The organism is Chryseobacterium oleae, assembly GCF_900115055.1.
Taxonomy (GTDB): Bacteria; Bacteroidota; Bacteroidia; order Flavobacteriales; family Weeksellaceae; genus Chryseobacterium; species Chryseobacterium oleae.
Genome location: NZ_FOVD01000004.1, coordinates 354,414 through 367,770 on the forward strand (window position 1 = coordinate 354,414; position 13,357 = coordinate 367,770).

13 protein-coding genes are annotated in these 13,357 nt (G+C 37.5%); all 13 read left to right on the plus strand.

From position 1 onward, the window contains the following. Positions 1-316 precede the first annotated feature (316 nt). The 13 genes from BM143_RS15290 (at position 317) to BM143_RS15350 (ending at position 13,351) form a co-directional block, all read left to right on the plus strand. Positions 317-895: a TetR/AcrR family transcriptional regulator gene (locus BM143_RS15290; RefSeq protein WP_034725803.1), complete on the plus strand. Its 579-nt coding sequence runs from the start codon at positions 317-319 to the stop codon at positions 893-895. 454 nt (positions 896-1,349) lie between these two features. After that, the gene (locus BM143_RS15295; RefSeq protein WP_090025307.1) at positions 1,350-2,666 is read left to right on the plus strand and encodes a phenylacetate--CoA ligase family protein; all 1,317 of its coding nucleotides are present in this window, start codon (positions 1,350-1,352) and stop codon (positions 2,664-2,666) included. Continuing rightward, positions 2,666-3,751 carry a 2Fe-2S iron-sulfur cluster-binding protein gene (locus BM143_RS15300; protein ID WP_090025309.1) on the plus strand — a complete coding sequence of 362 codons (1,086 nt, stop codon included), beginning with the start codon at positions 2,666-2,668 and terminating at the stop codon, positions 3,749-3,751. The genes BM143_RS15295 and BM143_RS15300 overlap by 1 nt, the downstream gene beginning before the upstream one ends. A 91-nt stretch (positions 3,752-3,842) precedes the next feature. After that, on the plus strand, positions 3,843-4,781 hold the full coding sequence (gene paaA / locus BM143_RS15305) for a 1,2-phenylacetyl-CoA epoxidase subunit PaaA (protein ID WP_317041321.1): 939 nt from the start codon (positions 3,843-3,845) through the stop codon (positions 4,779-4,781). A gap of 118 nt (positions 4,782-4,899) precedes the next feature. After that, positions 4,900-5,181 (plus strand): 1,2-phenylacetyl-CoA epoxidase subunit PaaB, encoded by a 282-nt coding sequence (paaB, locus tag BM143_RS15310; RefSeq protein ID WP_034725794.1) that lies wholly within the window; start codon positions 4,900-4,902, stop codon positions 5,179-5,181. A gap of 74 nt (positions 5,182-5,255) precedes the next feature. Continuing rightward, positions 5,256-6,005 carry a 1,2-phenylacetyl-CoA epoxidase subunit PaaC gene (gene paaC, locus BM143_RS15315; RefSeq protein ID WP_090025311.1) on the plus strand — a complete coding sequence of 250 codons (750 nt, stop codon included), beginning with the start codon at positions 5,256-5,258 and terminating at the stop codon, positions 6,003-6,005. A gap of 43 nt (positions 6,006-6,048) precedes the next feature. Then, positions 6,049-6,513: a 1,2-phenylacetyl-CoA epoxidase subunit PaaD gene (paaD, locus tag BM143_RS15320; protein ID WP_047454464.1), complete on the plus strand. Its 465-nt coding sequence runs from the start codon at positions 6,049-6,051 to the stop codon at positions 6,511-6,513. Positions 6,514-6,657: 144 nt separating this feature from the next. Next, the gene (locus tag BM143_RS15325; RefSeq protein WP_090025314.1) at positions 6,658-8,478 is read left to right on the plus strand and encodes a hypothetical protein; all 1,821 of its coding nucleotides are present in this window, start codon (positions 6,658-6,660) and stop codon (positions 8,476-8,478) included. Positions 8,479-8,800: 322 nt separating this feature from the next. After that, positions 8,801-9,601: an enoyl-CoA hydratase/isomerase family protein gene (locus BM143_RS15330; RefSeq protein WP_090025316.1), complete on the plus strand. Its 801-nt coding sequence runs from the start codon at positions 8,801-8,803 to the stop codon at positions 9,599-9,601. Positions 9,602-9,685: 84 nt separating this feature from the next. Beyond that, positions 9,686-10,819: a 3-hydroxyacyl-CoA dehydrogenase NAD-binding domain-containing protein gene (locus BM143_RS15335; protein WP_090025317.1), complete on the plus strand. Its 1,134-nt coding sequence runs from the start codon at positions 9,686-9,688 to the stop codon at positions 10,817-10,819. Between the two features lie 138 nt (positions 10,820-10,957). Beyond that, positions 10,958-11,371, plus strand: coding sequence for a PaaI family thioesterase (locus tag BM143_RS15340; protein ID WP_090025414.1), 414 nt, complete (start codon positions 10,958-10,960; stop codon positions 11,369-11,371). Between the two features lie 84 nt (positions 11,372-11,455). Then, a complete protein-coding gene (gene pcaF, locus BM143_RS15345) occupies positions 11,456-12,661 on the plus strand; it encodes a 3-oxoadipyl-CoA thiolase (protein WP_090025319.1) in 1,206 nt (401 codons plus the stop codon). A 96-nt stretch (positions 12,662-12,757) separates the two neighbouring features. Next, positions 12,758-13,351: an acyltransferase gene (locus tag BM143_RS15350; RefSeq protein WP_034725774.1), complete on the plus strand. Its 594-nt coding sequence runs from the start codon at positions 12,758-12,760 to the stop codon at positions 13,349-13,351. Positions 13,352-13,357 lie beyond the last annotated feature (6 nt).

The window sequence follows — 13,357 nt, forward strand, 5'->3', positions numbered from 1 at the left end:
AAAAAAAATGGACAAAATTTCCGGATTGTTTATTTTTAACGATAAATTAACTTGACAAAATTTCCGATTCCCTTATATTTGCTTTGAAATAATGGAAAAACCGTCAGTTTCCTAAAAAACATAAATTGGAAAGAAGTGGAAACTTCAGCATTTAACGGCTACTTTATATAAAATTAACCTGAAATTCTCTTCCGCCGGAGGGGTGGCAAATCGAAGATTTGACGGGTGGTCATACAAAACTCCCGCTTCCGTGTTTAAAATCATAGTGTTAAATTAATTTTTTTAACCTTAGAATAATTACTTTTGCATTTTACAGATGGAACTTAAAGAAAAACAAAGGAAAATTTTAGACGTAGCCGTAGAACTTTTCAAAGAGAAAGGGTATATGGGCAGCTCGGTAAGAGATCTGGCCACAAAGCTTAATATCAAAGCTGCGTCGCTGTATGCCCACATCCGTTCAAAGGAAGAAATTCTGGAATGGATCTGCTTCGGTATTGCTCAGGAATTTTTTGATGAACTCCAGGAAGTAAAAAACACGGACATTGCTCCAAAAGAAAAACTCAATTTATTTTTAGATAAACATTTGTCGGTTGTTCTTCAAAACCGCGATGTGACCCATATTTACTCCAATGAATGGAGGCATCTTGAAGAAAGACTTCCGGAATTCATAGAACTGAGAAAGAACTATCAGAATGAGGTAGAACAGCTGATTTCTGAGATCTACGAAGCTGAGAAATGGGAACTGAAATCCCCCACCTTTACAACACGATTTATTCTTCATACCCTTAATAATTCCTATTTCTGGTTCAAAAGAAATACGGAATCCACCTCTGAAATTACTGATGAAATAAGGGCTAAGCTTCTTTACGGGCTATTAGGCAATCAGAAACAATAATTTTTTTTACCACAAAAGACACAAAAGCTTTGTGCACAAGGTTACATTTTAAGCTAAAGATTTTAATACTTAGAAGTTCACAAAAGTTTTTGACAATCCTTGGATTCCTGCATTATTACAAAATCTGCTATACCTTTTTAATCTGCGGGAGAAAAACTGACCATTAAATTTTTAAGTATAGAAGATGAATTAAGAATCTACCCTTAGATTTAAAGTCCTCAAGTTTAAAAATATCTTTGATATTTCCGTAATTATTCTTTACTCCTTAAAAAATCTTAATGTTTCAAATAAAGATGCCTTCTCATTTACCCTAAGTATTTGGTCGTATTCACGGGCGAAAGAACTCATTGTTTCATTATTTAGAATCATTCAAAATATGACGAAAGTCATAAAAATTTTGTCAGGATTGAAATTCTTTTTAAATTTACACCTAACAAATGTTAGTTAGTAGGATATGGATTTTGCAGTTGAATATTTAAAACTCGACCAGTTGAGACTGCTTCAGTCTGAGCGGTTGACAGATTTGGTCGGCTATCTTAGTGAGAGATCAGAATTTTATAGAGGAAAATTTAATGAATCAGGAATATCTCCACAGGATATAAGGACCATTGAAGATATCACGAAACTTCCGATTACTTACAAACAGGACCTTAGGGATCATTATCCGTTCGGACTTTTTACCGTTCCGAAAAATGAGCTGCAGAGAATTCACTGTTCCAGCGGAACTACAGGAAAACCTACAGTTGTCGGCTACACAAAAGAAGATGTGGATCTTTTCAGTGAAGTTGTTGCCAGATCACTATATGCAGCAGGAGCAAGACCCGGAATGCAGTTGCACAATGCCTACGGATATGGAATTTTTACCGGAGGTTTAGGACTTCATTACGGAGCTGAAAAATTAGGAATGAGCGTTCTTCCGATTTCAGGGGGAATGACCGCCAGACAGGTTGATCTGATTTTAGATTTTAAACCTGAAGTGATTTGCTGTTCGCCGTCTTATGCATTAACGATTGCTGATGAATTTACGAAAAGAGGAGTTTCTGCAGACGAGATCAGTCTGAAATATGCTGTTTTAGGTTCTGAGCCATGGACAGAAATTATCAGAAGCCACATCGAAGAAAGATTGGGCCTTCATGCAACGAATATCTATGGATTAAGCGAGATCATCGGTCCCGGAGTATCCATGGAGGATTTTGAAGAAAAAGGAGGTTCTTACATCTGGGAAGACCATTTTTATCCTGAAATATTAGATCCTGTGACGAAACAGCCGGTTCCGTTCGGAGAAGAAGGCGTTTTGGTGATTACGACTTTAACGAAAAAAGCAATGCCGCTTTTACGTTACTGGACCAATGATATCACAAGCCTTTACTACGATGAGAATGCAAAGAGAACCATGGTGAAAATGAGACCTATCAAAGGAAGAGCAGACGATATGCTTATAGTGAGAGGCGTGAATGTCTATCCAAGCCAGATCGAAGAAGCATTTTCACATGTAAAAGGAGTGGTTCCGAACTATTATCTTACCCCGGTTGAAAAAGAGCAGATGTGTGTAGCACTGGATATTGATGTAGAAATTGATGATGAACTGGTGAAAGCACAAAAAATATACGCTGATACCGATGATTATTTTAATTTTGTCGGCAACTTTGGAAAAAGCATAGAAAACGAAATAAAAAAGAGGGTAGGAATTACCACGAAAGTAAAAATTCATGCCCAGGACAGCCTGCCGAAGTGCGAAGGCGGAAAAATTAATAGAATACTTAAAAAATAATGAATTCATTTTATAAACTTAAAACGGTAAGGGTTCAGAAAGATACTCCTGATGCGGTGAACGTGGCAGTAGAAGTTCCCGAGGAGCTGAAGGATAAATTCAGGTTCAAGCAGGGGCAGTATCTTAATTTCCGTATGATGATCAACGGGAACGAAGAAAGACGTTCTTATTCTATCTGCAACGCCCCGAGCGAAAAAAGCAATACACTGGAAGTACTGGTAAAGCTTTTGGAAGGTGGAAAGGTTTCAGGATATTTCAATGAGCATCTTCATATGGATGAGCTGCTGGAAGTAATGCCTCCAATGGGTGGCTTCAATACTTCATATCACCCTACCAATGTGAAAACCTATGTAGGTTTGGCGGCGGGAAGCGGGATCAGCCCAGTTTTATCGAATATTAAGGAAAGTCTTTACCAGGAACCGAGCAGCTGCGCTTATCTTTTCTACAGCAACAGAAGCATGAATCATGTGATGAAAAGAGCTGAGATTGATAAATTGGTAGAGCACTTCAACGGAAGACTGAAAGTCATTTATCTGGTAAGCCGTGAAAAACATGAAGATCCGGTATTCGAAGGAAGAATTTCTGCTGAAAAACTGGAACAGCTGTTTGAAAGATATGCAGATATTGATGTAAAAGAAGCCACTTACTTTATCTGTGGTCCGGCAGAAATGATCAAAGGGATCGCAGATTATTTAAAGAAAGATAAAAAAGTACCTGCCATTCAGGTTTTGTTTGAATATTTCACGGCTCCTGACGAAGAGAATTCCGAGGAGATGAGTGATGAGTTTAAAGCCATTGCCAATTTGGAAAGTATGGTAACGGTGATCATTGATGATGATGAATATTCTTTCCACCTGAATTCTAAAAAAGAGAGTATCTTAGATAAAGCATTAAAAGACAATCTTCCGGTGCCTTTCGCATGTAAAGGAGGAGTTTGCTGTACGTGTAAAGCGCAGGTTTTGGAAGGAGAAGTTTTCATGGAGAAAAATTTCGCGCTTACCGAAGATGAAGTAGCCAGAGGCTATGTTCTGACGTGTCAATGTCACCCGACAACGAATGTGGTGATGCTTAATTATGATGTTTAATTTTTTGTAAAATGTACAATGTACAATGTAAAAAGTAAATCAAAATACATTGTACACCCGACATTTTACTTTAATACAAAAGACAAAAGAAATGGATTTAGAAAAATTTGTTCAATACGTTCACGACGAGAATAAAGTAGAGCCAAAAGATGTAATGCCCGATGATTACAGAAAATTATTGGTTCGTCAGATTTCACAGCACGCACATTCTGAAATTGTCGGAATGCTGCCGGAAGCCAACTGGGTTTCAAGAGCGCCTTCACTGAGAAGAAAAATGGCTCTTTTAGCTAAAGTTCAGGATGAAGCGGGACACGGTTTATACCTGTACTCTGCAACCGAAACTTTAGGAAACGGAACCATCAGAGCAGACAGAGATGCCACTTACGAAGATATGTTGGAAGGGAAAGCGAAATACTCAAGTATTTTCAACTATCCTACATTGAGCTGGGCAGATATCGGTGCAATCGGTTGGTTGGTAGATGGTGCAGCCATTATGAACCAGGTGATGCTGATGGGGAATTCTTATGGTCCTTATTCAAGAGCGATGGTGAAAATCTGTAAAGAAGAATCTTTCCACCAAAGACAGGGCTACGAAATTCTGATGGCGCTTTGCCGTGGAACAAAACAGCAGAAAGAAATGGCTCAGGCTTCGTTAAATCGTTTCTGGTGGCCGGCTTTAATGATGTTTGGTCCCAATGACGACAGCTCTCCAAACTCTAAAATCTCAATGAATTACAGAGTAAAAAGAGAAAGTAACGACAGTCTTCGTCAGAGATTTATTGACGTTACCGTTTCTCAGGCTGAATTTTTGGGATTAACCGTTCCGGATAAAGATCTGAAGTGGAATGAAGAAAGACAGCATTACGATTTCGGTGATCTTCCTTGGGATGAATTCATGGAAATCTTAAAAGGAAACGGACCTTGTAATAAGAAAAGATTACAAACTAAAGTAAAAGCGCAGCAGGAAAACCTTTGGGTAAAAGAGGCAGCAATAGCTTTTGCAGAGAAACAACAAAAAGAAGTAATATAATAATGTAACAATATACCAATGTAAAAATGTAACAATCAATTGGTCACTCTGAGCAAAGCGAAGAATCTCTGATTGGTAAACTGTTACACTTATACATTGTTAAATTTAGAATTTGACTATGGCAAATTTAGATATGTGGGAAGTGTTTATTCAGACTAAACCGGGATTATCTCACAAACACGCAGGAATAGTACAGGCGCCAACAGCAGAAATGGCTTTGCAGAACGCAAGAGACGTTTACACCAGAAGAAAAGAAGGAACTTCTGTTTGGGTAGTTCCAAGTAAATATATCGTGACTTCAGAAGGAGTAGACAAGGAAGCTTTCTTTGATCCGGCAGATGACAAACTATATCGTCACCCGACGTTCTATGATATTCCTAATGATGTAAAAAACATGTAATTTTCTGTAAAAGGTAGGCTGTAAAAAGTACAAAGTACAACCGACATTTTACGTTTTACAAAAAAAATAAAACAATGAATCCATTATATAATTATTTATTAAAGTTTGCTGATGACAGCTTCATCATGGGACAAAGACTGTCTGCATGGTGCGGTGAAGGTCCTTATTTAGAGGAAGATATTGCATTGACAAACATTGCATTGGACGAACTTGGCCAGGCCAATAACTTTTATGTGTATGCATCAAGAGTTGCGGATAACGGTAAAAGTGAAGACGATTTGGCTTTCTTAAGATACGAACACGAGTATGTCAACGCACATTGGGTAGAACTTCCTAATGAAGATTATGCACAGACTATTCTTAAAGTTTATGTATTCTCTGTATATCAGAAACTGATGTATGAGGCATTGTCAAATTCTGCGGATGAAGAACTTTCCGCATTGGCTCAGAAATCTTTAAAAGAAGTAAAATATCACTACACACACGCTTCTTCCTGGATGAAGATTTTTGCTCAGGGAACAGAAGAAAGCCGTGAACGTTTAGTAAAATCTCTTGATAATATCTGGGAATATTCAAAAGGTCTCTTCGCGAAAGTGGAAGGAGAGGATGATTTAATTGCTTTAAATATCGCTCCGGACGGAGATGAATTATACAAAGAATTCTTAGCCATCACACAAAAAGATTTCGCAGAATATGGGCTGGAATATCCGGCAAATCCATTCATGCAGCCTAAATCAAGAACAGGTTATCATACAGAATACTTCGGATTTATCCTTTGCGAACTTCAGTATATGCAGAGAGCTTACCCGGGCTGTACGTGGTAGGAATTGTTATATTGATGCACTGCTAAATTGTTAGATTGAAATTTTGAATAATTTATTAAACATACTATCCCAGGTTCCCGATCCCGAAATTCCGGTGATCAATGTTGTGGAATTAGGTATTGTAAGAGAGGCAAAAGTTACCGGTGAAAATACCTGCGAAGTAACCATTACGCCTACTTATTCTGCCTGTCCCGCCATGTTCACCATTGAGGAAGATATCACTAAGATCATGAAGGAAAACGGCTGGGATGCGAAAGTGGTAACCAAAATGTTTCCAATATGGACAACGGACTGGTTAACGGATGAAGCGAGAGAAAAACTTCGTATTTATGGAATCACACCTCCTGAAAAAGGTGCAGACGAGCATCATATCGGGAAACCGAAAAAATGTCCGCGTTGTGGTTCTATGAATTCAAAACAGATAAGCAGGTTTGGATCTACCTTGTGTAAAGCCTCTTATCAATGCTTAGACTGTCTGGAGCCGTTTGATTATTTTAAATGTCATTAAATGTCAAAAAGTCATTTTCAATAAATGACTTCATTTTGTAAGTAATAAATGATACGACGAGTTTTGTCGTTAGCAGCCCTTAGTTTTGCTTCAGTATCATTTTTTAATGATCTTATTTAAACTAATCAACACAAAACATTTATTATGACAAATTGCAACAGCCAGAAATTTCCATCAACGTGCCAGGAATCTACTATTATTAAAACATTTCACAATACCGGAGAAATTATCCGTTATCAGGAAATAGACCCTATTAGTACCAGTTTACTAGATGGTGTTGTTCTGAGACAAGAAAACGGGAAATATTATAAAGCCATTTATACAGAGAATACCATTAATGTAGAATGGTACAGATGTACTTATCCCACTGATTTAACAAATGGGACCGGAGATAAAGTCATGCTAACTAAAGCGATTAATACCGCGGGATATTTAGGAGCAACTTTAAGATTTGATGCGAAAGAATATATTCTTAATGAACAATTAAGTTTTGTAAATATTTCCTGTTTTAAACTTTTAGGAGATAAGCAACATACAGTAATTAAATCAAATAGTAATCAGCGATTTAATTCTTATTTCTTACATTTTTCAAATTGTAACAATTTTATTATTGAAGGAATTAGTTTTGATTTAAATAAAAGAAACCTGCAGGTTTACACTGCCCATGACTGGGATAGTGCTGCAACTGAAATATTAAGAGATTTCAATGGAGGAATATATATCATCAATTCACTTGAATCTACAAATATAGAAATTAATGATTGTAGATTCTTTGACTTATACACGAGAGCAATACAATTTTATAATTGTGAAGGAACTATAAAAGTATCTAATAATTATTTTGAAAGTGGAGTACAATCACAAATGTTCAGAATGGAGCATTTAGGACTTACGCAATCACATAATGCCAATTTTATTGTGGAGAACAATACTTTTAAAAATGCAAAAAATTTAAACCCTTCCACAGCTCCTTGTGGGATATTTGCATTTGATTGCGGATACTATGGATCAGTTTTGATTACAAACAACAATTTTGAATATTGTGGAAGGAATAATACCGGACACCACAGACTGTATGCAATAGATTTTTATGATAATGTGAATAACTTTATTATCAGTAACAACATGTTTAGGAATACGACCTGGGGAGCTATCAGATTTGATGGAACTAAGAAGAATGCCATTATTTCTGATAATTATATTCATCAGCTGATTGCCGACGACAGTGGAGTTATTAACTCTTCTTCCAGATTAACAGATGGCCTTGCTAATGAGTTTAAAAATATTTCAATTAACAATAATATTATAGAAACCTCTGATAGCAGGACTTATGGAATATTGCTTCAGTCCCAGGTAGATGAGATAGCAGCAGATAATATCAATATACAAAATAATAATTTTAACAACGTTAGAACAGCAGTTACGATTGGAGGTAATATAAATAATATCAACATATCCAATAATTGTGCTTCTAATGTACATGCAGCAACAATAGAATATTCAGCTCATTCAATCACGATTACAACTGATTCTAATGGAAATTCAACAGAAACTAAAAGGATAACTTCTGTTTTAGGAAATGCATTGATAAGCAATAATAATTTTAAAGCTTCTCCTCAGGGAGATACATTTACAGGTATCGCAATAAATGGATTTACACCTCCATCACCTGATGATTATGAAGCGGTTAATAACTTAACGAAACGATTCGTAGTTTCAAATAACTTAATTTATGGAAATGGAACTGGTTATGGGATTACGATTAATCATGAAGTTTCCCTTGATGGAAGAGTTACGGTATCAGGCAATGAAGTAAGTAATATAAATACCGGACTTTATCTGAGATGTAAAAAAGTTATAGCAAAAGATAATATCCTGTCCGACTGTAATGTTATGCCTATAAATGATGATGGTCAAATAGATCACATTAAATTTGATAATTATTATAATAATATTCCCCTATAAATAAGGGAATAAAAAGAAGCTTTTTCTTTTTTAAATTATGCAAAAAAATATTTTAAACATACTATCCCAGATTCCCGATCCCGAAATTACGGTGATCCATGTTGTGGAATTGGGCATTTAATGTAACAATAAATCAATGTACCAGTTTAACAACAGCAAAATAATTGCTACACTGTTAAACTGATACATTGTTAGATTTATTTGCAGCATTGTTAATCTGTTAGATTGTTACATGATAGAGATTGCCACATTATTTTATATTGTTAAATTAGAGCAGTGTAATTTTTTAATTCTTTAATCATTTAATTTTAAATTTAAAACCATGTATACACAACTTGATATTGAAACGCATTTTGACGGAAAACTGAAAATTGCTTACCTCAATCAACCGGAAACAATGAACGCGCTTACCAAGCCATCTTTATCAGATCTGAAAGATTTTATTAAAGAATGCAGCGAAGATCCAACCGTAAGATGTGTGGCGATTTCGGGAAGAGGAAGAGCATTTTGCTCCGGTCAGAATCTGGATGATGCTTTCGTACAGGGTAACGAACACCATGATAACGATATCATCAGAAAAATTGTAGTGGATTACTACAATCCTCTGGTAACAGAAATCACGCGTTGTAAAAAGCCTGTTGTGGCATTGGTAAACGGTCCTGCAGTAGGTGCAGGTGCAATGTTGGCATTAATCTGTGACTTTGTTTTGGCAGTAGATAAATCTTATTTTGCTCAGGCATTTTCAAATATCGGATTGATTCCTGATACAGGTGGAACTTATTTCCTTCCAAAATTATTGGGAAGACAGTTAGCCAATTATTTAGCATTTACAGGAAAAAGACTGTCGGCTGAAGAATCTAAATCTTACGGTTTAGTGGCTGAAGTATTCACTGAAGAAGAATTTGCTCCGAAATCTATGGAGATTCTTGAGAAAATGTCAAATATGCCGACTGCTGCTCTTAAATTAACCAAGAAAGCCTTTGCTCAGTCTTATACCAACACATTAAAAGAGCAATTGGAACTGGAAGGCGATCTGCAACAGGAAGCTGCAGAAACAGAAGACTTCATCGAAGGTGTAAATGCCTTTTTACAGAAAAGAAAACCTGAGTATAAAGGAAAATAAATTATAGAAGCTAGAGATTAGAAGTTAGATATTAGTAAGTATGCGATCTAACTTCTAACTTCTGGTTTCTAATATCTATAAAAAATGAAAAATATCGGAATTATCGGGGCAGGAACCATGGGCGTAGGAATTGCTCAGGTGGCTGCAACAGCGGGATGCAAAGTCGTTTTATTCGATGCAAATGCTCCGCAGATTGATAAAGCATTATCAGGCTTAGAGAAAACACTTCAGAAATTAGTGGAAAAAGCTAAAATTTCTCAGGAAAAAGCCACAGAAATCAGAACCAATATCATTAAAGGTGAAGCTTTACAGGATTTGAAAGACTCAGATCTTGTCATAGAAGCCATCATCGAAAATAAAGACATAAAAACCAAAGTATTTACAGAACTTGAAACCTATGTTTCCGACGACTGTATCATTGGTTCCAATACGTCATCCATTTCTATCACCTCTCTTGGTGCAGAATTAAAGAAACCGGAGCGTTTCATCGGAATTCACTTTTTCAATCCGGCGCCACTAATGCCTTTGGTTGAGGTGATTCCTTCTTTATTAACAGAAAAATCATTACCGGAAAAAATCTACAACCTCATGAAAGAATGGGGAAAAATTCCTGTGATTGCTAAGGATATTCCTGGATTTATCGTCAACAGAATTGCCCGTCCTTACTATGGAGAGGGATTAAGGATTGTTGAAGAAAACATTGCAACTCCCGAACAGGTAGACGATGCGATGAGAACATTAGGAAACTTTAAAATGGGACCTTTTGAACTGATGGATTTAATTGGTGTTGACGTCAATTTTGCCGTAACCACAACCGTTTACAAAGACTATTTCTACGATCCGAAATACAAACCTTCTCTGCTTCAGCAAAGAATGGCTGAGGCCAAGCTTCACGGCAGAAAAACGGGAAAAGGTTTCTATGATTACTCAGAAGGCGCAGAAAAAAAGGTCGCTCAAAAAGATGATGTATTATATCAGCAGATCTTCTTAAGGATTATTTCAATGTTAATCAACGAAGCTGTGGAAGCCAAAAGGTTAGGAATTGCCAACGATGAAGATATCGAGCTGGCCATGCAGAAGGGAGTCAACTATCCAAAAGGATTACTGGCATGGGGAAAAGAAATCGGGTATTCAAAAATCTCAGAAACCCTACAAAATCTTTACGGAGAATATCAGGAAGAAAGATACAGACAGAGCCCTCTGCTTCGCAAAATATAATAAATCTAACAATGTAAAAATATAACAGCGTAGCAATATAAAAAAATATACCTGTTAGAGTCCCAAAGGGACGATTTAACATAGAATCGGATAAAATCCGATTTAAATAAAAATAAAAACATGGTTAAATCAGAATTTATGACGCCGAGACAAGTTGCAGATTATATGTTCGGTCAGGATTATTTTTCCCAGTGGATGAATATCAAAATGATCGAAGTCAAAGAAAATTATTGTTTAATAGAAATGCCCATCAAGAAAGAAATGATTAATGGGTTGAAAACGGTTCACGGAGGCGTTACGTTTGCCTTTGCAGATTCTGCACTGGCATTTTCGTCCAACAATTCCGGAGATGCAGCTGTTGCGCTGAACTGTATCATCAATTTTACCAAAGCCGGTAAAGAAGGTGATGTTTTCAGAGCAGAAAGTATTCTGGTGAACGATACCAGAAAAACAGCGGTTTATGACATAAAGATAACCAATCAGAACAATGAACTGATCGCAAAATTCGTCGGAACCGTCTATAAAATTGGAAAAAAAGTAACAGAACTATAAACAAAATGTACCAATTTGAAAATGTACCAATCTACCAATCCAATTGTTACATTGTTAAACTGATACATTGTTAAATTAATAAAAATGAACAACGTATACATCATAGACTACGTAAGAACACCCATTTCAAAACTGCAGGGCGGATTATCAGAAGTAAGAGCTGATGATCTGGCGGCAGTGGTTATTAAAGAAGTGATGGCCAGAAATCCTAAAGTTCCTGCTGAGGAAATTGAGGACGTTATTTTCGGATGTGCTAACCAGGCGGGAGAAGATAACCGTAACGTAGCGAGAATGGCTCTTTTATTGGCCGGGCTGCCTTACAAGATAGGTGGAGAAACGGTAAACAGGCTTTGCGCTTCAGGAATGTCGGCGGTGGCTAATGCTTTCCGTTCCATTGCTTCCGGAGAAGGTGAAATTTACATCGCTGGTGGAGTAGAACAGATGACGCGTTCTCCTTACGTAATGTCTAAGCCGGGTGCTGCTTTCGGAAGAGACAGCCAGATGTTTGATACGACTTTCGGATGGCGTTTTGTTAACCCGAAAATGAAAGAGATGTACGGAGTTGACGGAATGGGAGAAACCGCTGAAAACTTAGCCGATATGCATAATGTCAGCAGAGAAGATCAGGATAAATTTGCCCTTTGGTCTCAGCAGAAAGCTACAAAAGCCCAACAAAGCGGAAGGCTGGCGGAAGAAATTGTAAAAGTTGAAATTCCTCAGAAAAAAGGGGAACCTAAAGTTTTTGATCAGGATGAATTCATCAAGCCTACATCTTCTATGGAAGGTTTGGGAAAACTTCGTCCGGCTTTCAGAAAAGAAGGAACTGTAACGGCAGGAAATGCTTCAGGAATGAATGACGGAGCAGCAGCGCTTATCCTGGCAAGTGAAGAAGCCGTAAAAAAATATGGTTTAAAACCAAAAGCTAAGATCTTAGGATCTGCCGTAGCCGGTGTGGAACCGAGAATTATGGGAATCGGACCTGTAGAAGCGACCCAGAAATTATTAAAAAGATTAAATCTTTCTCTGGAAGATATGGACATCATTGAACTGAACGAAGCATTTGCAGCACAGGCATTGGCCGTGACCAGAAGCTTAGGATTAAAAGATGATGATTCAAGAGTGAATCCAAACGGAGGAGCTATTGCCATCGGCCATCCGCTGGGAGTTTCAGGAGCAAGAATCATTGGTTCTGCTGCTATTGAACTGGAGAAACAAGATAAGAAATATGCATTGTGTACCCTTTGTATCGGTGTCGGACAGGGTTATGCAATGGTCATTGAAAAAGTATAATTAATGTGATGATGTGTTGATATGCCGATGCGGTGACCAATCATCAAATCATCAAATCGTCACATCAACACATCATCAAATCATCTCATCAACATTATGAACATCTACTCATACCACGGTATCCGCCCCATCATTAAGCCCTCTGCCTATATTCATCCGCAGGCGGTGATCATCGGGAATGTGGAAATCGGTGAAGAAGTATACATAGGACCCAATGCGGTGATCCGCGGCGACTGGGGCAAAATCATCATTAAAGACGGAGCCAATGTGCAGGAAAACTGTACCCTGCATGTGTTCCCGAATATTGAAACCATTCTTGAAGAATCAGCCCATATCGGACATGGAGCAATCATTCATTCCGGACATATCGGTAAAAACTGCCTGGTAGGCATGAATTCCGTCGTGATGGATAAAGCAGTTATCGGTGATGAATGCATCATCGGAGCATTGGCTTTTGTTCCGGCTAATTTCACTTGCGGACCAAGAAAACTGATCGTAGGAAGCCCTGCAAAAATCATTCGTGATGTTTCCGATGAAATGATTCACTGGAAAACAGAAGGAACTAAGCTGTACCAACAACTGGCAAGAGAAGGAAAAGAAGCTATCCTTCCATGTGAACCGTTCTCAGAATATGTAGAACAGACCGCGACCAAAACTGTAGACTACAGCATCTGGGCGGATTTAAAATAAACTTTT